18 protein-coding genes and 1 pseudogene are annotated in these 22,329 nt (G+C 58.6%); 8 read left to right on the top strand and 11 right to left on the bottom strand.

What is annotated here, in order from left to right; translation table 11 throughout:
- Positions 1-186 precede the first annotated feature (186 nt).
- Positions 187-1,215: an aldose epimerase family protein gene (locus tag P4L78_RS20885; RefSeq protein WP_283147520.1), complete on the top strand. Its 1,029-nt coding sequence runs from the start codon at positions 187-189 to the stop codon at positions 1,213-1,215.
- A gap of 88 nt (positions 1,216-1,303) precedes the next feature.
- Here the strand turns inward: P4L78_RS20885 and yidC are convergent, their stop codons facing one another.
- The 4 genes from yidC to rpmH are packed head-to-tail and all read right to left on the bottom strand — an operon-like array spanning position 1,304 to position 3,711.
- Positions 1,304-2,965, bottom strand: coding sequence for a membrane protein insertase YidC (gene yidC, locus P4L78_RS20880; RefSeq protein ID WP_309330466.1), 1,662 nt, complete (start codon positions 2,963-2,965; stop codon positions 1,304-1,306).
- 27 nt (positions 2,966-2,992) lie between these two features.
- Positions 2,993-3,202, bottom strand: a complete 210-nt coding sequence (gene yidD, locus P4L78_RS20875) for a membrane protein insertion efficiency factor YidD (protein WP_283147518.1) — start codon at positions 3,200-3,202, stop codon at positions 2,993-2,995.
- The gene (rnpA, locus tag P4L78_RS20870) at positions 3,190-3,555 is read right to left on the bottom strand and encodes a ribonuclease P protein component (RefSeq protein WP_283147517.1); all 366 of its coding nucleotides are present in this window, start codon (positions 3,553-3,555) and stop codon (positions 3,190-3,192) included. Before rnpA ends, yidD begins: the two co-directional genes overlap by 13 nt.
- Before the next feature lie 21 nt (positions 3,556-3,576).
- Entirely contained in the window at positions 3,577-3,711 is a 135-nt protein-coding gene (rpmH, locus tag P4L78_RS20865; protein ID WP_283147516.1) for a 50S ribosomal protein L34, read from the bottom strand.
- A 284-nt stretch (positions 3,712-3,995) separates the two neighbouring features.
- Between rpmH and dnaA the strand changes: the two genes are divergently transcribed.
- From dnaA to P4L78_RS20830, 7 genes are all read left to right on the top strand, one after another.
- On the top strand, positions 3,996-5,411 hold the full coding sequence (dnaA, locus tag P4L78_RS20860) for a chromosomal replication initiator protein DnaA (protein ID WP_283147515.1): 1,416 nt from the start codon (positions 3,996-3,998) through the stop codon (positions 5,409-5,411).
- A gap of 587 nt (positions 5,412-5,998) precedes the next feature.
- Entirely contained in the window at positions 5,999-6,769 is a 771-nt protein-coding gene (locus P4L78_RS20855; RefSeq protein ID WP_283147514.1) for a TSUP family transporter, read from the top strand.
- The gene (locus P4L78_RS20850; RefSeq protein WP_283147513.1) at positions 6,766-7,233 is read left to right on the top strand and encodes an EVE domain-containing protein; all 468 of its coding nucleotides are present in this window, start codon (positions 6,766-6,768) and stop codon (positions 7,231-7,233) included. Before P4L78_RS20855 ends, P4L78_RS20850 begins: the two co-directional genes overlap by 4 nt.
- A 299-nt stretch (positions 7,234-7,532) precedes the next feature.
- On the top strand, positions 7,533-8,357 hold the full coding sequence (gene nudC, locus P4L78_RS20845; protein WP_283147512.1) for an NAD(+) diphosphatase: 825 nt from the start codon (positions 7,533-7,535) through the stop codon (positions 8,355-8,357).
- 240 nt (positions 8,358-8,597) lie between these two features.
- Positions 8,598-9,494: a DMT family transporter gene (locus P4L78_RS20840; RefSeq protein ID WP_309330461.1), complete on the top strand. Its 897-nt coding sequence runs from the start codon at positions 8,598-8,600 to the stop codon at positions 9,492-9,494.
- Positions 9,495-9,528: 34 nt separating this feature from the next.
- Positions 9,529-10,680 carry a PatB family C-S lyase gene (locus tag P4L78_RS20835; RefSeq protein ID WP_309330459.1) on the top strand — a complete coding sequence of 384 codons (1,152 nt, stop codon included), beginning with the start codon at positions 9,529-9,531 and terminating at the stop codon, positions 10,678-10,680.
- 102 nt (positions 10,681-10,782) lie between these two features.
- Complete coding sequence (locus P4L78_RS20830) at positions 10,783-11,355, top strand: sugar O-acetyltransferase (RefSeq protein WP_309330456.1); 573 nt, start codon at positions 10,783-10,785, stop codon at positions 11,353-11,355.
- 194 nt (positions 11,356-11,549) lie between these two features.
- Here P4L78_RS20830 and urtE read toward each other — a convergent pair whose 3' ends face one another.
- The 7 genes and pseudogenes from urtE to uca form a co-directional block, all read right to left on the bottom strand.
- Entirely contained in the window at positions 11,550-12,242 is a 693-nt protein-coding gene (gene urtE, locus P4L78_RS20825; RefSeq protein WP_309330454.1) for an urea ABC transporter ATP-binding subunit UrtE, read from the bottom strand.
- Positions 12,243-12,344: 102 nt separating this feature from the next.
- Positions 12,345-13,187 (bottom strand): urea ABC transporter ATP-binding protein UrtD, encoded by an 843-nt coding sequence (gene urtD, locus P4L78_RS20820; RefSeq protein WP_283147507.1) that lies wholly within the window; start codon positions 13,185-13,187, stop codon positions 12,345-12,347.
- A gap of 146 nt (positions 13,188-13,333) precedes the next feature.
- A pseudogene (gene urtC / locus P4L78_RS20815) lies at positions 13,334-14,416 on the bottom strand (urea ABC transporter permease subunit UrtC); the annotation flags it as partial.
- A 215-nt stretch (positions 14,417-14,631) separates the two neighbouring features.
- Positions 14,632-16,224, bottom strand: a complete 1,593-nt coding sequence (gene urtB / locus P4L78_RS20810; RefSeq protein ID WP_309330449.1) for an urea ABC transporter permease subunit UrtB — start codon at positions 16,222-16,224, stop codon at positions 14,632-14,634.
- Between the two features lie 256 nt (positions 16,225-16,480).
- Complete coding sequence (urtA, locus tag P4L78_RS20805) at positions 16,481-17,746, bottom strand: urea ABC transporter substrate-binding protein (protein ID WP_283147504.1); 1,266 nt, start codon at positions 17,744-17,746, stop codon at positions 16,481-16,483.
- Positions 17,747-17,940: 194 nt separating this feature from the next.
- Positions 17,941-18,687 carry a GntR family transcriptional regulator gene (locus P4L78_RS20800; RefSeq protein ID WP_283147503.1) on the bottom strand — a complete coding sequence of 249 codons (747 nt, stop codon included), beginning with the start codon at positions 18,685-18,687 and terminating at the stop codon, positions 17,941-17,943.
- A complete protein-coding gene (gene uca, locus P4L78_RS20795; RefSeq protein WP_309330447.1) occupies positions 18,684-22,319 on the bottom strand; it encodes an urea carboxylase in 3,636 nt (1,211 codons plus the stop codon). The genes P4L78_RS20800 and uca overlap by 4 nt, the downstream gene beginning before the upstream one ends.
- Positions 22,320-22,329: the final 10 nt, after the last annotated feature.

Below are 22,329 nucleotides of genomic sequence, written 5' to 3'. Positions count from 1 at the left end.
CGGTTAGATGCTGCCAATCGATTTAACCGCTATGTCCATGCGTGGCTCCATACCCCAGCCACGGTGGACGCGTAAACTTTGCCTCATCAAGTGAACGACAGGACCGGCCCTTACGCTGGTCCCAGCCGTTCAGACCTGCCCGTCTTTATCCTGGACGGTACAAAAACAAGTTTTCCCGGAGATTGCATGTCCATTTTGCCCATTCAAACCGCCCCTTGGGATGGCGGCGCGAGCCTGTATACCCTGCGCAATTCCCACGACATGCGGGTGGTGGTGACTGATATCGGTGCATCACTGGTATCCTGGTTTGCTCCGGATCGCTCTGGTCGCATGGCCGATGTGTTGTTGGGTTATCCCGACGCCGCTGGCTACATTCGTGGCAATGGCTTCTTTGGCAGCGTGGCGGGCCGCTGGGCCAACCGCATCAAAGGCGCGCGCTGCAATATCGATGGCAATGAATATCCGCTGGATGCCAACGAAGGTAACAATCACCTGCATGGCGGCAATGCCGGTTTTCATAACCAGCGCTGGCAGGCACATGTATCGCTGGATTCGCTGCGCTTGTCGTTGATCTCGCCCGATGGCGCCGGTGGTTTTCCTGGCAACCTGCGGGTGGAAGTGGATTACCGGCTGGACGACACCGGCACGCTGACCATTGCCTATGCCGCCGCCACCGATATCGCCACGCCGATCAATCTGACCAATCACGCTTATTTCAATCTGTCTGGCGGCGAATCGGATATTCGCGGACATTTGCTGTCTATGGATGCTGATGCATTCCTCGCCATTGATGCCGAATCCATTCCGGTTGAGCAAAAGCCGGTGGCGGGTACCGCATTTGATTTCCGCACACCCGCGCCGATTGGTTCACGGCTGGATTGGCCGGACGCGCAACTGGCCTTGGCTCGCGGGTTTGATCATTGTTACGTGTTGAATGGGGATGCAGGCAAGTTGCGCGAAGTCGCCACTGTCTACGACCCCACCAGCGGCCGCGAAATGGCCGTGGCGACCACCGAACGCGGCATCCAGTTGTACACGGGCAATTATCTGGATGGCCTGGAGGGTCGCCGCCCGTGGCACGCGCAAGATGGCTTGTGCCTGGAAGCGCAGGCTTTTCCCAACCAGATCAACAGTGAAGAAGCCGAACAAGTCATTCTGCGGCCCGGCAAGATTTATCGCCAGGTGACGACGTACCGGCTTGGAGTACGGATGTGATGTTCGTTTGAGTAAATATCAGACGTAAAAAAGCCGCCCGGTTAAGGCGGCTTTTTTTTATTACCAATTACCAGCGACCTGAGTCAGTTCAAGCCTTGACTACTTGATCCTGCTTTTCAATCTGCCGGGTAATGTAGTACTGCTGGGCAATCGACAAGCAGTTGTTCACCACCCAGTAAATCACCAGACCGGCCGGGAAGAAGAAGAAGAACACGCTGAATGCCAACGGCATGATCTTCATCATCTTGGCTTGCATCGGGTCCGGCGGTGGCGGGCTGAGCAAGGTTTGCACGTACATCGAGATGGTCATCAAGACCGGCAAGACGTAGTACGGGTCTTTCACCGACAGATCGTGGATCCACAGAATCCATGGTGCCTGGCGCAGTTCAACCGCAGCCAGCAAGGCCCAGTACAGCGAGATGAAGATCGGAATCTGCACCAGCATCGGCAGACATCCGCCCAATGGGTTCACTTTCTCGGTCTTGTACAGTTCCATCGTGGCTTGCTGGAACTTCACCTTGTCGTCGCCATGACGCTCTTTCAGTTGTTCCATGCGCGGTGCCAGCTTGCGCATCTTGGCCATGGAGCGATAGCTCTTGGCGGCCAGCGGGAAGAACAACGCCTTGATCAGCATGGTCAGCAGAATGATCGACCAGCCCCAGTTACCAACGACCTTGTGGATATGATCCAGCACCCAGAAGATTGGTTTGGAGAACACGGTGAAAATGCCGTAGTCCTTGATCAGGTCAAAGCCCGGAGCGATATGGTCGATGATGGCCGTTTCTTGCGGGCCGGCATACAACTCAACCGTCAGGTCTTTCTTCGCACCCGGCGCAATGGCAGGCAGATCAACAATCGCACCAGCGGAGTACAAACCGTCTGGCAGCTTCTTCAGATCGTAACGACACGACGTGGCGCCGCATGACGAAGGCTGATCCAGCGGCGACATGATCCATGCACTGGCAAAGTAATGCTGGATCATCGCAACCCAGCCGTCTTTCGCGCTTTGCACGTAAGTGGCTTCGCCCTTGTCCAGCTTGCTGAAATCCACCTTCTGGAACTTACCGCTATCGGTATACACCGCCGGACCAGTAAAGGTATGCGCGCCGCCGAACATGCTCGGGGTGCTGGATGCAGCGTCAGCCGATTTGCCATCACGCAACAGACGGAAGTACGCGGAAGTGGTCAGTGGCTTGGTGCCGCCATTGACGATCTCGTAACTCACGTTGATGACGTAGCTGTCCCGGGTGAAGGTGTAAATCTTGGCAACCTTCACGCCATCCGGGCCAGCAGCTTCAAGCCGTACATCCACTTTGTTCTGACCGTCGGCCAAGGCGTAGGCGTTCTGGCTGGCAGTGAAGGTGGTCTTGTGTGTCGGCAAGCCATCACCGATCAGGCCGGTTTGCGCCACGTAGGTGTGCGCACCGCTGTCTTGCAGCAAGGTGAACGGCTGCTTGCTGTTATCCAGCGCGCCGTGCTTGAGCAATTGCAGTTGGCGCAGATCGCCACCGGCCGTGTCGATTTCAGCCGCGAACAGATCAGTAGTTACCTTGATGCGCTGACCTTTGGCCAGCGAAGCAGCATCTTGCGGAGCAGCGCCCGGGGTGGTGGCAGGAGTACCAGACGCAGGTGCGCTGGCAGTCAAAGCCGGATTGGAAGTCTGCGGATATCGATGCTCCATCCACTTCTGCCAGAAGAAGAGGATGCCGAACGAAATCGCGATGAACAGAATTAGTCTGCGGGTATCCATCGTGTACTCGGAAATTAAGGAGCCGGGTTAAGGAACCGGGTCGTGACCGTGACCGCCCCAAGGATGACAGCGGGCAAGACGGCGCATTGTAAGCCACCCGCCTTTCACTGCGCCATATTTCGCAATAGCTTCGATCGCATATTGTGAACAGCTGGGTGAGAAACGGCAGCGCGCGCCGAGCAAAGGACTCAACGTGTAACGGTAGGTTTGCAGCAGAAAGATCATCAGACGGGACATCGCCGCCGTATCCGGGCAAACAGTTCAAGCAGTTCAGCCCGAACCGCAACGCGCTCTGAACGGCCAAAAGCCTGGCGTGAACGCACAACCAGATCCAGGCCATTGAGCGCCTGGGCATTCAGGCGGAATGTTTCGCGTATGGTGCGCTTGATGTAATTGCGTACCACTGCCCGGTTGTCGGTTCGTTTCCCTACCACCAGGCCAAGCCGTGCCTGTCCCAGTGCATTGGGTTTGGCCAATACCTGGAAATGCACGTTGCTGACTGCGTTGCGCAAACTAAAAACGGATGAGAACTCATCCGTTTTCAGAAGGCGCTGAGCCCGCGTAAAGCGATATCTTGTGGCGCCCGACATACCGGACGCACCCGCTGAAAATTAAGCGGAAAGAACAGCGCGGCCACGTGAGCGACGAGCGCGCAGAACTGCACGACCACCACGGGTTGCCATACGTGCGCGAAAGCCGTGATTGCGTTTGCGCTTGATAACGGAAGGTTGGAAAGTACGCTTCATGATAGATCCCTGCAAAAAATCTGGAGTAAACCATCAATTACACAGTTAAGCTCTTAAATTGTCAACATAAATAGATAAGCGCTACCCACAGGCCCTGTGGATAAGTCCCCGCATTGCGCGTAGAATCCGACCGATCCACAAAAATCAGTCCGAACCGGGCTTTACCGAAACTGGCGTCTACGCAAGTGGCCAGTTGCGGGTTGCATGCCGCCAGCGTTACCGCGCTGTTGCCTGGCGTCACCCCACGGTAGACCAGACATTAGGGCACCAAAACAAGAGTCGTCATGTCTGCACTGGAAAACTGCTGGTCTCATTGCCTGAACGAACTGGAAACACGTCTGGGCGCCGACCAGTTTCGCATCTGGATCAAGCCGCTGGTCGCAGAAGTCGCTGGTGACAGCCTGAACCTGATCGTTCCCAACCAGATTTTCCTGCAGTTCATCCGTGACCGTTATCTGGGCGTGATTGAAGAATCCGCCAGCCCGTTTTTCGAAGGTGGCATCGCCGCCATCTCGCTCAAAGTGGGCAATATCCCACGCAAGGCTCCGCCGCCGCCTGTTTCTACCGGTCGCCCGGTATCCCCGGCACCGCAAAGCCAGTCCAGTTCAGCCAGCCAGTCCCCCGCCCCGGTGCAGCAACATCGCCCGGGCGCCATCCAGATGGGCTCGACCCATCATGAAACCACGCGGCTGAACCCCAGCTTCACCTTTGAAACGCTGGTCACCGGTAAAGCCAACCAACTGGCGCGCGCCGCTGCACAACAAGTGGCCGAAAACCCCGGAGTGAGCTACAACCCGCTGTTCGTGTACGGTGGTGTTGGCTTGGGTAAAACTCACTTGATTCAAGCGATTGGCAACGCGGTACATCAGCGCAACCCTGGCGCCAAGATTCGTTATATCCACGCCGAGAAGTACGTGGCCGACGTGGTGCGCGCTTATCAGCACAAGTCATTTGATGAGTTCAAACGCTACTACCACTCGCTGGATCTGCTGCTGATCGACGATATCCAGTTTTTTGTCGGCAAAGACAAAACCCAGGAAGAGTTCTTCTACGCCTTCAATGCGCTGGTCGAAGGCCACAAACAAATCATCATCACGTCGGACCGTTACCCGAAAGAAATCGATGGTTTGCAGGATCGGCTGGTGTCGCGTTTCTCCTGGGGTTTGACGGTGGCGATCGAGCCACCAGAACTGGAAATGCGCGTGGCCATTCTGATGATGAAAGCCGAGCGCGAGAATTTCAAACTCGACTCGACCGTGGCGTTCTTTATCGCCAAACACATCCGTTCCAACGTACGCGAGCTGGAAGGCGCGCTTAAGCGCGTGCTGGCGTATGCGCGCTTTACCAATCAGTCACTGACTCTGGAAGCGGCCAAAGAGGCACTGCGCGACATTCTGGCGTCCGGTAACCGCCAAATTACGGTTGAGAACATCCAGAAGACCGTAGCGGATTTTTACAAGATCAAGATCGCCGACATGCATTCCAAAAAGCGCACCCGCGACATCGCCCGCCCGCGCCAGATTGCCATGTCGTTGACCAAAGAACTCACGCCAATGTCGCTGCCGGCGATTGGTGATGCCTTCGGCGGGCGCGATCACACCACCGTTTTGCACGCCTGCCGCACCATTGAAGCCCAGCGCAGCAGCGACAGCGAGCTTTCGCACCAGTACAACGTGTTGTTGCAGATGTTGCGTAGTTGATTGGGGCGAAGTGATTGGATCGAAAAAATGGCGGCGCGATAGGCGACCGCCCTTTTTTATTGTGGAGCGCGGCGAGTTGGGCAAGTGAGGGGAGGCGGCAAAGCAGGAGCCATTGGTGAAACCTTGCGCAGAGGGCCGTTGACGCATTCCCACCCCGGATTCTCGCTTCGCTTCATCCGGGCTACGAAGCTTTTCCGGGCAAACAAAGCGTCCAATCACGCCGACCGAGGGAACGCCGGAGGCGCGCAAAGGTGGCTGGTCAACAGTCTGTTCGTTTCCCCCTGCAACCTGCATTCGAAGCATTCTGCATCGTTGTGGGGGTACCCCCGAGGGGCACGGCTTTTGATCTTGGGTCCCGTCGGCGCTTGCGCCCGGGTCGCCTTTCTTTTGGTTTCTTTTCTTTGGCGACGCAAAGAAAAGAAACGTGCTCCCGGTCACCACCGGGTATCAAAAGCTTTTCACATCGTGCCGAAGGCACTAACACCCCGCCAATGCCGACTAATCCTCCCGCGTTCGGGAAACGCAGCATACCCCCACCCCTTCACAACTGGCATCCTCACACCTTTCCCCCGCAACCACGCCCCATCATGATCCTCACCAGCACCCTGCTCCTGCTGATCCCGCTTTCCTTCGTCGCAGGCATGATCGACGCAGCCGTCGGTGGCGGTGGATTAATCCAGGTACCGGGCCTGTTTGCCATCCTGCCCAATACCTCACCCGCCACGCTCATGGGCACCAACAAGTTTGCCTCGATCATGGGCACGGGTTCGGCCACCTGGCGCTACGCCAGGCAGGTAAAGCTGGACTGGCATCTGTTGCTGCCCTGTGCCGTGGCGGCGTTTGTGGGTTCGTACGGCGGCGCCAGCATGATCCAGCTACTGGATAAACACTGGGTGCGCCCGCTGGTCATTGTGCTGTTGCTGGTCATGCTGGTTTACACATGGATCAGACCCGCCTTTGGTACCCAGGACGCCGGACGGCCACTGACTCGGCGCGATCTGTATATCGGGCTGGCCATTGGCGCGGTGATCGGCTTCTACGATGGTTTTTTCGGGCCAGGGACCGGCTCTTTCCTGATCTTTTTGTTTGTGCGGTTTTTCCACTTTGATTTTCTGCGGGCCTCGGCCTCGGCCAAAGTGGTCAATCTGGCCACCAACCTGGCGGCGCTGGTGTCGTTCATCCCTGTCGGCGCGGTGATCTACGGTTACGCCATCCCGATGGCGGTAGCGAACGTTGCGGGCGCCCAGGTCGGCAGCCGCATGGCGCTCAAAGGTGGCAATCTGTGGATTCGCCGTCTATTTCTGACTCTGGCGCTGGTGTTGCTGGCGAAACTTGTTTGGGATACGTTGCGCGCATGAACAAATCAAACCCCACCCGTTACTGGCTGATGAAGTCCGAACCCGACGAAGCCGGCATTGATCATCTGGCGCGCGATGGCGTGCTGGGCTGGTTTGGCGTGCGCAATTATCAGGCACGCAATTTCATGCGAGACGGCATGCAGCCGGGCGATCAGGTGCTGTTTTATCATTCCAGTTGCCCGCAACCAGGCATTGCCGGGATCGCTGAAGTGACCACGCCAGCGTATCCGGACCCTACCCAGTTTGACGCGAAATCAAAGTATTTTGACCCGAAATCCAGCCAGGAAAACCCACGTTGGGTGCAAGTGGATGTCAAGTTCGTCAAAAAGACGCGCCTGCTGGAACTGACCGAGATGCGAAGCTATCCTGAACTGGCTGAAATGCAGGTTTTGCAGCGCGGTAATCGCTTGTCGATTACGCCTGTAACGCGCGCCGAATGGGACTTCATCCAGCAAAAGCTTTGAGCGGGCTGGCGGCCAGAACGGCGGCCAAAAAGAAAAAAGGCACCTGTATCAAACAGGTGCCCTAAAGCTCGTGCCAAAAGGCAACTGAGCGTTGTCAACCGCACACGAGCGACTCTCGCCGCCCGCACGGTAATAACGCGGCGTTTTTACTGGCGGTTGACAGTGGCAAACAATATTTTTGCGAATTTCTCTGCAGCTTCTCAATCAGGTTCGACTCAAGGTGGTCTTCCCCAGCACAGCCGTCGGCGCCATAACAGCGTCATGAAAAAAACGTCTCGTCCAAGGGTATGATATTGGCCATGCCGCTATCCATCTTCGCCCCCGCTTTCGCCTCCTTCTGTGCAGACATCCACGCCCGCTGCTTCGCCTTTATTGGCGACGAACTGCTGCTGGATAGCACCAACCAGTTACCGGCCACCACGACCGTCCAGGAACAACTGGGCGCCCCGGCGCTGGACTACCTGATCGGCCATCGCGAAGGCCAGCCTTGCCGCCTGTTGTTCTGGCCAGAAAACACGGGCGTGCCGTCGGGACTGGCACGCCATAATCTGCGTGCTGTTTACGGGCAAATGGATGAAGCCGATTTCTGGATCGCCACCCGTGGTAAACAAATTGCCAGTTGGGATAGAGAACATCGTTTTTGCGGTGTCTGCGGCACGCCCACGCAAGTAGCCGAACGCGAACCGGCCCGCGCCTGCCCCAGTTGTGGACATCGCCATTACCCGCGTGTTTCGCCCGCGGTGATGGTGTTGATCCGCCGTGGTAACGAGTTGCTGTTAGCCCGTTCGCCGCATTTCAAACCTGGCGTATACAGTGCGTTGGCCGGGTTTGTGGAAGCGGGAGAATCCTGCGAAGACACTATCCACCGTGAGGTGATGGAAGAAGTCGGCCTTCAGGTGAAAAACCTGCGCTGGTTTGATAGCCAAAGCTGGCCGTTCCCGCATTCGCTAATGCTGGCCTTTATGGCGGACTACGCCGGTGGCGACATAGTCTGCCAGCCCGACGAGATTGAAGATGCGCAGTGGTACACGCTGGATAAACTGCCCGATCTGCCGATGCGCGCCAGCATCGCCCGCCGTTTGATTGAGGCCATGGTGGCGCAAATGCAGTCTGAAACGCGCTGACCAGCCGCGACCTCATGGACGCGCATGCAATCGACATGCTAGTTTTCAGCCCATGAAACCCACATTCACTCATACCGTTTTTCATTGGCACCTCCTGTGGTGGACCTCGTCCTCCCGGCGGTGATGCCTGTTTGCCACCGCAGGGTTACTCCAGGCCCGGCGGTGGATACGATCAGCAAGACGCAACTCTCCCACTTATTCCCTTGCCGGACCTTGCCCCGACTATGACAAGGAACCGTAATGTCTGAAGCACCCTCCACCGCACCAGGTTTTCGCCTCGGCGTGATCCTGGCGCTCACCGCTGCCGTTGGTTTTGCCTCCAAAGCCATTTTCGTCAAACTGGCTTATCGCTATCCGGTTGATGCCATCACGCTGCTGACATTGCGGCTGGTTCTCGCCTTGCCCATGTTCTGGCTGATCAAACTGGCACGGCGTGATGATGGCCCGCCGCTAGCCTGGCGCGACCGCCTGTGGCTGATCTTGCTGGGGCTGCTGGGATATTACCTCTCCAGCCTGTTCGACTTTCTGGGGCTGGTCACCGTTAGCGCCAGCCTGGAACGATTGATCCTGTTTTTATATCCCACCTTCACCGTGCTGTTTTCGGCGTGGTTTGCCAAAACGCCGATAACCCGCCGCGTGGGAGGGGCGCTGGTGCTGTCTTATCTGGGCATGCTGCTGGTGCTGATACCGGATCTGCGCAATGCGCACGCCGCCTGGAGCGGCATCTTGCTGGTGTTTCTGAGCACCGTCAGCTATGCGCTATATCTGACCTGGAGCCCGGCGGTGATTGCGCGCATTGGTGCCATGCGCTTTACCGAAGGCGCGCTGACAGTATCGGCCGTGGCGATGGTGACGCATTTCCTGGTTACCCATCCGGTCAGCGCTTTGGCGGTGCCCACGCCGGTATGGATATACGCAGCGGTCATCGCGCTGGTCGCAACGGTTTTCCCGATCTACGCCATGGCTGCCGCAATGGCCCGCATTGGTGCCCCGCGCGCCGCCATTATTGGCAGCATTGGCCCGATATTGACGATATTCCTCGGCATGCTGGTGCTGGATGAACGCCTGACACCGTTACAATGGCTGGGCGCCGCCGTGGTCATGGCGGGCGTTTTGCGCGTGAGCAAAAAGAAATGACCGGATCGTGCACCATCCAAAACCAGGAACCACCATGTTCGATTTCGACAAAGTTGTAGACCGCAGCCAGAGCGACAGCAACAAATGGCGCAAATATGCGGGCAAGGATGTGCTGCCGCTATGGGTGGCCGATATGGATTTCCCCTCACCGCCCGCCATCATTGATGCGCTGCGCGAGCGGCTGGAACACGGCGTTTTCGGCTATCCGGAAGCCACGCCAGAACTGGTGATGACACTGGTGAACGCCATGGTCCGCGAATATAACTGGCAGATCTCGCCAGAATGGCTGGTGCCGCTGCCGGGGCTGGTGGTTGGTCTGAATGTGGCCTGCCGCGCCACCGGCGGTGCACATGATCCAGTATTGACCGCCACGCCGGTCTATCCACCGTTCATGAGCGCACCGGTATTGTCACAACGCCCGCTGGTACGCGTGCCGCTACTGGAGGCCGACCGTGCCGACGGTACTCACTGGGCGTGGGATATTGATCGGCTGGTCTCCAGCCTGGGGCCTGGCCAGAACACGCTGATGCTGTGCCACCCACACAACCCGGTCGGGCGCGTGTGGCGCACCGAAGAGCTGCAGCAACTGGCCGCAGTGGCCGAACGGCACGATCTGACCGTGGTCAGCGATGAAATCCACTGCGATCTCATCCTGGATAAAGAACTCAAGCATGTGCCCTTTGCCGCCCTCTCGCCCGAAATGGCCCAGCGCACCATCACGTTGATGGCGCCATCCAAAACGTGGAATGTGCCAGGGCTGGGCGCGTCGTTTGCCATCATCGCCAATCCGGAACTACGCAAGCGCTTTACCGATGTGATGCGTGGCATCGTGCCGCACACCAATCTGTTCGGTTATGTGGCTTGCGAAGCCGCCTACCGCGATGGCGGCCCTTGGCGCGCCGAGCTGCTGGACGTGCTGCGGCGTAACCGTGATCTGGTGATGAGCGAGCTGGATGGCTTTGAAGGCGTACGTGTTACCCGGCCAGAGGCCACCTATCTGGCCTGGATTGACTGCCGCGCTACCGGCATCGACAACCCGTTCCAGTTCTTTGAAGCGGCGGGCGTTGGTTTGTCGGATGGCGTGGATTTTGGCCTGCGTGGCTTTGTGCGGCTCAATTTCGGCTGCCCGCTATCCACTTTGCAAGAAGCACTCAAGCGCATGCGCAAAGCATTGAGCGAGCGTTAATCCCGCCCCATTGGCCGCTGCGTTAGCCGAAATTGCCGGATTACGCAGCGGCTTCATGCCACTGGTTTAAGCTCTTGTTTCCAGATCAAAGAGCACGCCAGCATGGCCGCCAAATCCATCCCGACCCAGTTTGAAGACATCAGCCGCGACGACAGCTGGGCGCGCACCAAGGACTTGCTGCGCCAGTTCAATAATCCGGCCCTGAGTTGGGAAGAAAGCCAGGCGCTGCTACCGCAAATGTTCGCCCAATGCGAAGGCGCCACGGCCACACCACCACTGTTCATGGGTGGCGGACGCAATATCCGGCTGGGGAAAAAAGTTTACATCAACCAGGGCCTGACCATCTCCGGTGGCGCGCCAGTAAGCATCGGCGACTACACCCTGATCGCCCCCTGGGTGCAAATCCACGCCACCACCCACCCGGTCGACCCGTGGGAGCGTCAGCAAGTGGCCTTCACCGCCAAACCGATCTCGATTGGTGAGAACGTGTGGATTGGGGCCGGGGCGATTATTTGCCCGGGGGTAACGATTGGCGATCATGCGGTAATCGCGGCGGGCGCGGTGGTGAGCCAGGATGTGGCGAGATGCACGCTGGTGGCGGGGAACCCGGCGCAGGTGGTGCGACAACTGGATGAGCCAGATATGGCAACGATTTATGCGAAGCGGGAAGGGTGATTGATCAGTCGACCAGAGCTATGTAGTTCTGATGGACGTGGGTTGGGAAGGACTGAGTTTATGCGCCGTTGGCGTGGATGTTTTGATACCCGGGGTATCAAATGCATTTACTTGTGCCGAAGGCACTAACAACCCGCTTTTTGAAGGCAATGCACAGGCAAATGCCACAACGCGCTCCCCACGCCAAAACCCGATTACACCGACAACAACTCCCTCACCCCATCCGCATCCATCTCCGACCCTTTCCCCCGCCGGATAATCTCCCCCCGTTCCATCACCAGGTATTGATCCGCCAGCGCCCGGGCAAAGTCGTAATACTGTTCGACGACCAGAATCGCCATCTCACCCGTCTCCGCCAAAGCCCGAATCGCCCGTTCAATATCCTTGATAATCGAAGGCTGAATCCCCTCGGTCGGTTCGTCCAGAATCAACAATTTCGGCCCCATAGCCAGCGCGCGACCAATAGCCAGTTGTTGCTGTTGGCCGCCAGACAAATCGCCCCCACGCCGCCGCATCATTTGCTTGAGCACCGGAAACATCTCAAAAATCCGTGGCGGGATTTCGGTGCGGGCCGGACGCGTGGCCAGACCCATGCGCAAGTTCTCCTCCACCGAAAGTCGACTGAAAATCTCGCGGCCTTGCGGCACGTAACCAATACCGGCTTTTACGCGGTCGTATGAGGCCAGCTTGGTGATGTCGGTCGGGCCAAAATGGATCGATCCGGTCTTGGCGGGCACCAGCCCCATGAGCGTTTTTAGCAGTGTAGTTTTGCCGACGCCGTTGCGGCCCAGCAAGGTGGTGATCTGCCCCGGTTCTGCGGTAAACGACAAGCCGCGCAGAATGTGACTGCCACCGTAATACTGATTCAGGTTTTCGACTTGCAGCATGTTTGTTCTCTTCATGTAGGGTGCGCAGATTGCGCACCGTCGTGCCGGGCACGTTCGCACGCAAGCGTGCAAACCCTGCGAATACACCAAAAAGGCCAAAACCTACCGCCCCAGATAAACCTCAATCACCCGCTGATCCGCTTGTACCGTCGCCAGATCACCTTCGGCCAGCACACTGCCTTCGTGCAGCACGGTAACGGTGCCGCCGAGCTTTTCCACAAACGCCATATCGTGCTCGACCACCACCAGCGAATGCTGACCCGCCAGTGATACAAACAACTCAGCGGTACGCATGGTTTCGTCGTCGGTCATGCCCGCGACCGGTTCATCCAGCAGCAACAGCTTGGGTTCTTGCATCAGCAGCATGCCAATCTCCAGCCACTGTTTCTGGCCGTGCGATAACAGCCCCGCCATGCGATTGGCAAAGGCATCCAGGCGGATTTGCTTCATTACGGCGTCGATGCGGCCATGCGCTTCGCTATCGAGCTTGAAGAACAGACTCTTGCGCACGCGCTTGTCCGTTTTCATCGCCAGTTCCAGGTTTTCGAACACCGTGTGGTTCTCGAATACCGTCGGTTTCTGGAACTTGCGGCCAATCCCGGCGTGGGCGATTTCGGGTTCCTTGAGGCGGGTCAGGTCCAGCGTCTGGCCAAAGAACGCCTTGCCGCTGTCCGGGCGCGTTTTGCCGGTGATGACATCCATCATGGTGGTTTTGCCCGCGCCGTTGGGACCGATAATGCAGCGCAGCTCGCCCACGTCGATATGCAGGCTGAGTTTGTTCAGCGCCTTGAAGCCATCAAAACTCACGGTGATGTCGTCCAGATAGAGCATCACGCCGTGAGCGATATCCAGTTCGCCCGGCACCACCGCACGCGATTGCCCGGCGCTGGCGTCAGCCCATTGCGGGCGTTGTTCAAGTTCGGTACCGCTGGCCACGGTGATCATGCTGCGCTCTCCCCGGTTAGCGTGGGTTTGGCTGTTGGTGCCGTGGAAACAACGGATGCGGCAACGGGTGGACTAATAGTTTCCGGTTCCGGCGTAAATACGGTTTCGGTATTGGCGGTGTCTTTGTGTTTAAGACGGGCGACGATGCGCTTGTACAAGCCAACCAGACCTTCCGGCAAAAACAGCGTGACCAGAATGAACAGAAAGCCGAGGAAGAACAGCCAGTATTGCGGAAAGGACACCGTAAACCAGCTCTTGGCCAGACTCACTGCCACCGCACCAATCACCGCGCCAATCAAGGTACCGCGCCCACCCACGGCCACCCAGATGGCAATTTCGATCGATGCCGCTGGCGACATCTCCGACGGGTTGATGATGCCCACTTGCGGCACATACAGCGCCCCGGCAATGCCACACAGCGCGGCAGAAAGCGTCCAGATAAACAGCTTGTACCAAAGCGGGTTGTAGCCGATGAACATGACGCGCGATTCGGCGTCACGCGTGGCGGCCAGCACCCGGCCATAACGCGATGTCACCAGCCAGCGCCCCAGCACCAGCGTGCCCGCCAGCGCCAGCGAAGTCAGCCCCAGCAACACCACGCGAGTTTCTGGCGCGGTGATCGAATACCCGGCAATGCGCTTGAAATCGGTAAAACCGTTGTTGCCGCCAAAGCCGGTTTCATTGCGGAAAAACAGCAGCATGGCGGCATAGGTCAGCGCCTGGGTAATGATGGAGAAATACACGCCTTTGATGCGACTCTGGAATGCAAAGTAGCCAAAAATGGCGGCGATCACCGTCGGCACGGCAATGGTCAGCACCAGCGCCCACAGCAGGTGATCAGTGCCTTGCCAGTACCAGGGCAGGGTTTTCCAGTCCAGAAACACCATGAAGTCCGGCAGAGGGCTGTGGTAGTTACCGTCCAGCCCGATCTGGCGCATGAGGTACATGCCAAAACCGTAACCACCGAGCGCAAAGAACAGGCCGTGGCCCAGCGACAAAATCCCGGCGTAACCCCAGATCAGGTCCATCGCCACCGCCACCATGGCGTAGCAAAGAATCTTGCCCGACAACGTAATCGCGTAATCCGACAAGTGCAGCGGGCTACCCGGTGGCACCAGCAAATGCAGCACTGGCACCAGGATCAGCATGATCGCCAGAAAGATGGCCAACGCGCTCCAGCCTTTAGGGCCGAGGATGCGTACCGCGCGTTCGGTGTATGAAGTTCGCATAATCGTTCCAGTTTCCAAGCATTTGTAGCCCGGATGCAGTGTTAGTGAGAATCCGGGGGCGACACGGCCAGGAGCATAAATCGGTGGCTTGTTGAGGCGTTGCCACCCCGGATTCCCGCTTTCCCACTGCAACTGACATCCGCGATATCAGAAGGCTTGGTGGGGATACCCCCGAGGGGCAAATGCCATCCGGGCTAAGTGTTGTCCGTAACAGCTCAATCCATCACCCGGCCCTTCACCGCAAACAATCCCTGCGGGCGCCGCTGGATAAAGATGATGATGATCGCCAGTACGATGATCTTGGCGATCACCGCACCGGCCCAGCCTTCCAGCAATTTGGTGGCGATGCCCAGCCCCAGCGCGGCCCACACGGCACCGGCCAGTTGGCCCACGCCGCCTAGCACCACCACCAGGAAGGAATCGACGATATAGCCTTGGCCCATGTCCGGACCGACGTTCGCGATCTGGCTTAACGCCAATCCACCTAGCCCGGCAATGCCCGCGCCCAAGCCAAACGCCAGCGTATCCACGCGGCTGGTCGGCACGCCGACGCAACCCGCCATGGGCCGGTTTTGCGTGACCGCGCGCACGAACAATCCCAGCCGCGTTTTTTGCATGATCGCCCACATCAGCACCAGCACCGACAGCGCAAAGCCGATGATCACGATGCGGTTCCACGGCAGCGTGAGGCTAGGCAACAGCTCAATGCCGCCAGACATCCACGATGGATTGGAGACCTCAACGTTCTGCGCCCCAAACAGCGTGCGTGCGCCCTGAATCAGCACCAGCGATACGCCCCAGGTGGCCAGCAGCGTTTCCAGCGGGCGGCCATACAACCAGCGAATCACGGTACGTTCCATGACCATGCCGACAAACGCGGCGGCAAAGAAAGACACCGGCACGGCAGCGACCAGATACCAGTCTTGCGCGCCGGGGAAGTGATTGCGGAACACGCCTTGGACGAAATACGCCGAATACGCACCCACCATCAGCAACTCGCCGTGGGCCATGTTGATCACGCCCATCACGCCGTAGGTAATGGCCAGGCCCAGCGCAGCCAGCAGCAAAATGCTGCCCAGACTGAGGCCAGAAAATACATTTGCCAGCGCGCTGGTCCACGCCAGGCGAGAATCAATCGAGGCAATCGACGCTTTGGCGGCTTCACGCACGGCGGCATCGGGCTCGTTGGCCGGGTCCAGCCGGGTCAGCAACAGGCCGCGGGCGTTGGGTGAATTGCTGTGCGTCAGCCCTTCCACCGCCGCCAAGCGCGCTTTGACGTCCGGGTTTTTCAGATTGGCTTGCGCCAGCAGTTGTTCGAGGATGGGCTTGACCTTGCTGTCGGTTTCTTTTTGCAGCGCCAGCGTCAATGCCGGAATCATCACTGCGCCAACGTCCCCCTGCAGCGACTGCGCCGCAGCCAGTCGGGCAGATGGGTCCGGGTCAAACAGTTTGAAGCCGGCCAATGCGGAATCCAGCGTGCCGCGCACCCGGTTATTGATGGTGACGGTGTCGACATCATCGGGCGCCGGGGTGATCTCGGTGCCGGTGACGGCGTCGTAGACCTTGTCTTCGGCCTTGAGCCAGATGTGGCTATCTGTGGCATACAGCGCGTCGTCACTCAGCGCCTGTAGCAGCCGCGCGGCTTCGGGCGTGCCGGTTTTGACCAGCGCGGCAATAGCCTCGATTTTCTGGTCGGAATCATCATCGACCAGTTGCTTGACCACTTTGGCGTCGAGGGCGGCAAACGCTGGGGCGATCAGCAACCAGGACAGCAGCGCCAGCAAACCGGTACGCAGTATTGTGTTCATTGAGTGTTCCCTTGTAGGGGTTGCATGCCCGCATGCGAACACGCTTGGCCTTGGAGCCACGGTGCGCATGAATGCACACCCTACGTAAGTGACGTAGCCCGGACGGAGCCGAAGGCGGGAATCCGGGTGGGCCATTTCCATTGCAGATACAGCTTGTTCATGCCAGGACTGCAACCCCGGATTCCCGCTTGCGCTCCATCCGGGCTACGGTCTTCGTAGGGTGGATTCGCGGAGCAATCCACCCTACATGCCGTAATCAATTCGCTTCCGGTTCGTCCTTCTTCTTGTCATTACCCACAATGTACGGGCTCCATGGCTGGGCTTTCACCGGGGCCTTGGTCTTCCATACCACGTTGAACTGGCCGTTGGCTTTCACTTCGCCAATCATCACTGGCTTGTGCAGGTGATGGTTTTTCGGGTCCATTTCCAGGGTAAAGCCGCTTGGTGCCTTGAAGGTCTGGCCGCCCATGGCCGCAATCACCTTGTCGACATCGGTGGAATGAGCCTTTTCAACCGCTTGCTTCCACATATGGATACCCACATAAGTGGCTTCCATCGGGTCGTTGGTCACGGCGGTGTCGGCGTTAGGCAGCTTTTGCTTCTTGGCCCAGTCGCGATACATCTTGGTGAACTTGGTGTTTTCCGGGTTCTTCACCGACATGAAGTAGTTCCATGCAGCCAGTTCGCCCACCAGCGGCTTGGTATCCACACCGCGCAGTTCTTCTTCGCCCACACTGAACGCCACAACCGGCACATCGGTCGCCTTCAGCCCAGCGTTGCCCAGCTCTTTGTAGAACGGCACGTTAGAGTCGCCATTGATGGTCGAAACCACGGCGGTCTTCTTGCCTTGCGCGGAGAAATCTTTGATCTTGGCGATGATGGTCTGGTAGTCGGAATAACCAAACGGGGTGTATTCCTCCATGATGTCGGAATCCTGAATGCCCTTGGTATGCAGGTAGGCGCGCAGGATCTTGTTGGTGGTGCGCGGGTACACATAGTCAGTACCGAGCAGCACAAAGCGCTTGGCTTCGCCACCATCTTTGCTCAACAGGTAATCCACCGCCGGAATCGCTTGCTGATTCGGTGCGGCGCCGGTGTAGAACACGTTTTTCTCGAGTTCTTCACCTTCGTACTGCACCGGGTAGAACAACAGGCCATTCAGTTCACGGAACACCGGCAACACCGACTTGCGCGATACGGAAGTCCAGCAGCCGAACACCACATCCACTTTGTCTTTGGCCAGCAACTGGCGGGCTTTTTCGGCGAACAGCGGCCAGTTGGAAGCCGGATCAACCACCACCGGCTCCAGCTGTTTACCCATTACGCCGCCTTGAGCGTTGATCTCGGCAATGGTCATCAGCGCGGTTTGTTCCAGCGCCGATTCAGAAATCGCCATCGTGCCCGACAGCGAATGCAAGATGCCGACCTTGATGGTGTCTGCAGCAAAAGCGTTGCTGGTGAAACCGGTGGCGGCGATCAGCGTAGACAGCGTGATGACTTTCAGTGCGGTACGACGTTTCATGGCTACATCTCCTGATAACTGAATGAAAGTGACGAAAACGGATGTGTTTCCTTCCTGCTTTTTGCTTTTATTGCCTTTCTGTATTGCGAGTTATTCAGTAGTCGTACTGGTTTGGTCTTTGCACGGACCTGGATTTTTGTTTTCTGGTGAAGCGGTATTTCGTAGCCCGGATGAAGCGTTAGCGGGAATCCGGGCTACCTGTCTGCAGTGCCCCGTCGCCGCGCCGCATGCAACATATGCAGCGTGATCTTGCGTACCTCGGATTTGCTCTCGTCGATATGGGCCTTGAGCATCCGCTGTGCCTCATCTCCGCGCCGCTGCACAATCGCCCGCAAAATGGCGCCGTGCTCGTGGTACGTGGTGTCCACCCGAAAAGGCTTGGTGAAATCCAGGCGGCGGATCGGGCGGATTTTTTCGGTGACGTCGCGGTGTATCCGCGCCATTTCGCGGTTGCCGGTAGCAGCCACCAATGTCGAGTGAAACAGCTCGTCAAAACCGGAGACGATCTGGCCGTCGGTGACACGTTCCCCCACCGGCACCAGCCATACTCCCTTGAGTTCTTCCAGCTCCGGCACGGGTGTGGAGTCGACGTGTTCGCATAAACGGCGCGCGGCGGCGAGTTCCAGAATCACGCGCACGTCGTACAAGTCTTCGAAGTAGGCAAAGTCGAACGGGCGTACCTGCCAGCCATTGCGAAACTGCACTTCCACAAAATGTTCGGTCTGCAGGCGGTACAAGGCTTCGCGCACCGGCGTGCGGCTTACTTTTAAGCGCTCGGCCACTTCACTCTCGGTAAAGCGATCTCCCGGCAGCAGGCGGAACTCCATGATGTCGGTCTTGATGCTGGCGTAAATGCGATGCGCCAGGTTGTCGCCCGCGCCGCGCCGCTTGGGCTCGGCGGCGGCATCCTGCTGCAAAGAGATCACCGGATCGGGCTTCATGCGTGCGGCTCCAGCACCAGCAAACGCTCACCCGGCGTAACCGACTTGCCCGGCAACGCGCGGATCGAGCGCACGGTACCGGCAAACGGCGCGTTCACCGCCAGTTCCATTTTCATGGCTTCGACCACAATCAGAGGCGAGCCGGCATCTACGCGCTGGCCGACTTCCACCAGCACTTTCCAGATGCTGCCGCACAGATCGGCACTGACGATGTGGTGACCGTCGCCTACCGCGTCTTCTTCTTCCTCAACGATTTCGGCGACGTGCTGATGAGCTGTGTCGTCTGCTGCCCACAGCGCCACTTCGGCCTCAAAGGCCACTTTCTGTTTGGCCTGAAACTCGGTAATGCTGGCGGCGTTATCGGCCAGGAAACCCTCGTAGGCAGCAAAGTCGAACACTTCTTGTTCGATGCGCAAACCGGCGCGGCCGTGACGGAAGTCTTCGCGCAGCACGTCCAGTTCGCCTTCGGATACCGGGTAGAAGCGCACCTGATCAAAAAAGCGCAGCAACCATGGCTCACCGGGCTCAAACACGGCGTTCTTGAGGAATTTGTTCCAGATCGGCAGCGTGCGGCCGACCAGTTGATAGCCGCCAGGCGAATCCATGCCGTAAATGCACATGTACACGCCGCCAATCCCCACCGTGCCTTCGGCAGTGAAAGTGCGCGCCGGATTGTATTTGCTGGTCAGCAAGCGATGGCGCGGGTCCAGCGGCACAGCGCACGGTGCGCCCAGATAGACATCGCCCAGACCCATCACCAGATAGCTGGCATCAAAAATGATGTCACTGACTTGCTCGCGGCTCTGCAAGCCATTGATGCGCTGGATAAAGTCGACGTTGTTAGGCAACCACGGCGCCTGATGGCGCACGGTTTCCTGATAACGCTGCACCGCGCCCAGCGTGGCGGAATCCTCAAACGCCAAGGGCATGTAGACCACGCGCGTTGGCAGTTTGAGGGTGGAAACATCGGGCAATTCGGCATCGGCGGCCAGCAGCGTGGCCAACAAGCGTTGCTGGCTGATGATGCGACCATCGTAGCGAATCTGCAGCGAACGCACGCCCGGAGACAATTCCAGCACACCCGGCACGTTCAGTTGCTTGAGCTTTTGCATCATCAGATAGATGCGCAGGCGCAGCTTCAGGTCCAGGATATTGGCGCCGTATTCCAGCAAGATATAAGTGTCGCCAGCCTGCCGGTAAGTCACCGATGGGCGCAGGCCATTTTCTGGCAGCTCGGCCAGAATGGCGGGCGATGAAGTCGCTGGCAGCGCCGGGAAAACCAGTTCTTGCGGCGCGACTGCTTGCAGCGCGGCCAATTGCGCGTCCTGGGCTTTTTCCAGCGCGGCAGCTTGCTTGTAGCTGATGCAGTTAAAGCGAATCTTGTCGCCGGGTTTAACCTGGCCGACTTTCCACAGCTCGGCTTTGGCGATGGTCACCGGGCAGACAAAGCCACCCAGGCTAGGGCCATCGCGGGTCAGAATCACCGGCGAATCGCCGGTAAAGTTGATGCTGCCGACGGCGTATTCGCAGTCGTGGATGTTGGACGGATGCAGACCAGCCTCGCCGCCATCGCTACGCGCCCAACTCGGCTTGGGGCCGATCAGCCGCACCCCGAGGCGGTTGGAGTTGTAGTGGACTTCCCACTCGGCGGCGAAGAAGGCTTCAATGGATTCGGCGGTGAAGAAATCCGGCGCACCATGCGGACCGTACAGCACGCCGATATCCCAGGTGCTGCCGTAATGTGGAACCAGCTCAGCGGGTGCGGCATTGGGAACGTCCACCGGCGCGGGTGTGGTGCACGCTGGCAACTCAGGCTGGCTGATCGGCAGCATGTCGGCAGCGCGCAAGGTGCGCCCGGCGTGGCCACCAAACTGGCCCAGCGCAAAGGCGGCGCGGCTACCCAGGTAAACCGGCACATCAATGCCGTTGCGAACAGCGATATAAGTGCGGCAACCTGCGCTGGCACGGCCCACCGCCAGCACTTGCCCGGCTTGCACGTAGAGCGGCGCGTTCATATCGACAGCCACGCCATCAAGCGTGATCGCGCACACCGCGCCAGTCAGGGCGATGACCGCGTCATTGTGAAAGCGCAGCGTCGGGCCTTGCAGCGTGCATTCCAGCCCGGCAGCGGATTCATCGTTGCCGACAATCCGGTTGGCCAGTCGAAACGCGTAATCATCCATCGGGCCGGACGGCGGCACGCCAATATCCCAGTAACCGACGCGACCAGGGTAATCCTGCACGCTGGTGTAAGTGCCAGGCTCGAGGACTTCCAGCACCGACGGCTGATAGGCAAAGGTATCGAGGAAGCGCGTGGAGACCTGGCCAGCCTGAAACGCCGCACTGGCAATGATCTGGCGCAGGTAATCCAGATTGGTGGCAATGCCGTGCAATGCCGTGTGGTTCAGCGCTTTTTGCAGATTGGCCAGCGCCTCGGCGCGATTGACACCTTTGACAATCAATTTGGCCAGCAAGGGGTCATACAGCGATGGTACGTCCGTACCGGTAGCCACCCAGCCATCCACACGGACCGGCACGATGGGGGCATCCGGGAACGACACCTCCGTCAGCACACCGGGCGAAGGCTGGAACTGCTTGACCGGGTCTTCTGCATACAAACGCACTTCAATCGCCGCGCCTCGCGGTGCGGTCAACAGCGCGGCAACCGGTAATTCATCGCCCGCCGCCACGCGCAGCATGCATTCGACCAGATCCAGCCCGGTGACTGATTCGGTCACCGGATGCTCTACCTGCAGGCGTGTGTTTACTTCAAGGAAGTAAAACTCGTCGCGCTTGCTGTCGTACACGTATTCCACGGTCCCGGCGGAGCGGTAATTGACCGATTCACCCAACCGTTTGGCCGAAGCCAACAAGGCATCGCGCGTCGCCACGGGCAGGTTGGGCGCGGGAGTTTCTTCAATCACTTTCTGGTTGCGGCGCTGGATAGAGCAATCGCGCTCACCCAGTGCGTACACGGCGCCTTTGCCATCGCCAAAAATCTGTACTTCGATATGGCGCGCCTGATCGACAAAGCGCTCGATAAACGAACCGCCATCGCGGAAAAACTGTTCGCCCAGGCGCTGGACGCGGTCGAACGCCGCAGCCAGTTGTTCGGCATCGTCGCAGCGGGTCAAACCAATACCGCCGCCACCGGCCGTGCTTTTCAGCATGACCGGATAGCCAATCTTTTCGGCCTCGGCCAATGCATGCTCTACCGATGCCAGCAAACCGCTGCCCGGTGTGGTCGGCACGCCTGCGATGGCTGCCAGTTCTCGTGCGCGGTGCTTGAGGCCGAACTCTTCCATCTGCAACGAGGTCGGGCCGACAAACACGATGCCGTTTGCATCACATGCCGCCGCGAACTCGGCGCTCTCGCTCAAAAAGCCATAGCCGGGGAACACCGCTTGCGCGCCGGTTTCTTTGCAAGCGGCGATGATTTTGTCGATGCGCAGATAGCTGTCAGCCGGTTTGTCGCCGCCCAGCGCAATCGCCACGTCGGCTTCAGTCACATGCGCGCTGTTACGGTCCGCGTCGGAATACACTGCAACGCTTTTCACGCCCAGGCGCTTGAGGGTGCGAATGGCTCTACAAGCGATCTCGCCGCGGTTTGCGATCAGAACAACGTTGAACATGGCTGGTTTC

Source organism: Silvimonas sp., assembly GCF_031291215.1.
GTDB lineage: Bacteria > Pseudomonadota > Gammaproteobacteria > Burkholderiales > Chitinibacteraceae > Silvimonas > Silvimonas soli.
The sequence above is the reverse complement of the archived record's forward strand: the minus strand, read 5'-3'. Positions and strand labels throughout refer to the sequence as shown.

Bases quoted from the DNA above. Each gene is read 5' to 3' on its own strand.
- urtE (WP_309330454.1), bottom strand. From the start codon at position 12,242: ATGCTGCAAGTCGAAAACCTGAATCAGTATTACGGTGGCAGTCACATT.
- P4L78_RS20850 (WP_283147513.1), top strand. From the start codon at position 6,766: ATGAACAAATCAAACCCCACCCGTTACTGGCTGATGAAGTCCGAACCC.
- urtD (WP_283147507.1), bottom strand. From the start codon at position 13,187: ATGATCACCGTGGCCAGCGGTACCGAACTTGAACAACGCCCGCAATGG.
- P4L78_RS20830 (WP_309330456.1), top strand. From the start codon at position 10,783: ATGGCCGCCAAATCCATCCCGACCCAGTTTGAAGACATCAGCCGCGAC.
- nudC (WP_283147512.1), top strand. From the start codon at position 7,533: ATGCCGCTATCCATCTTCGCCCCCGCTTTCGCCTCCTTCTGTGCAGAC.
- P4L78_RS20855 (WP_283147514.1), top strand. From the start codon at position 5,999: ATGATCCTCACCAGCACCCTGCTCCTGCTGATCCCGCTTTCCTTCGTC.
- urtA (WP_283147504.1), bottom strand. From the start codon at position 17,746: ATGAAACGTCGTACCGCACTGAAAGTCATCACGCTGTCTACGCTGATC.
- uca (WP_309330447.1), bottom strand. From the start codon at position 22,319: ATGTTCAACGTTGTTCTGATCGCAAACCGCGGCGAGATCGCTTGTAGA.
- dnaA (WP_283147515.1), top strand. From the start codon at position 3,996: ATGTCTGCACTGGAAAACTGCTGGTCTCATTGCCTGAACGAACTGGAA.
- P4L78_RS20835 (WP_309330459.1), top strand. From the start codon at position 9,529: ATGTTCGATTTCGACAAAGTTGTAGACCGCAGCCAGAGCGACAGCAAC.
- rpmH (WP_283147516.1), bottom strand. From the start codon at position 3,711: ATGAAGCGTACTTTCCAACCTTCCGTTATCAAGCGCAAACGCAATCAC.
- urtB (WP_309330449.1), bottom strand. From the start codon at position 16,224: ATGAACACAATACTGCGTACCGGTTTGCTGGCGCTGCTGTCCTGGTTG.
- yidD (WP_283147518.1), bottom strand. From the start codon at position 3,202: ATGTCCCGTCTGATGATCTTTCTGCTGCAAACCTACCGTTACACGTTG.
- P4L78_RS20885 (WP_283147520.1), top strand. From the start codon at position 187: ATGTCCATTTTGCCCATTCAAACCGCCCCTTGGGATGGCGGCGCGAGC.
- yidC (WP_309330466.1), bottom strand. From the start codon at position 2,965: ATGGATACCCGCAGACTAATTCTGTTCATCGCGATTTCGTTCGGCATC.
- P4L78_RS20840 (WP_309330461.1), top strand. From the start codon at position 8,598: ATGTCTGAAGCACCCTCCACCGCACCAGGTTTTCGCCTCGGCGTGATC.
- P4L78_RS20800 (WP_283147503.1), bottom strand. From the start codon at position 18,687: ATGAAGCCCGATCCGGTGATCTCTTTGCAGCAGGATGCCGCCGCCGAG.
- rnpA (WP_283147517.1), bottom strand. From the start codon at position 3,555: ATGTCGGGCGCCACAAGATATCGCTTTACGCGGGCTCAGCGCCTTCTG.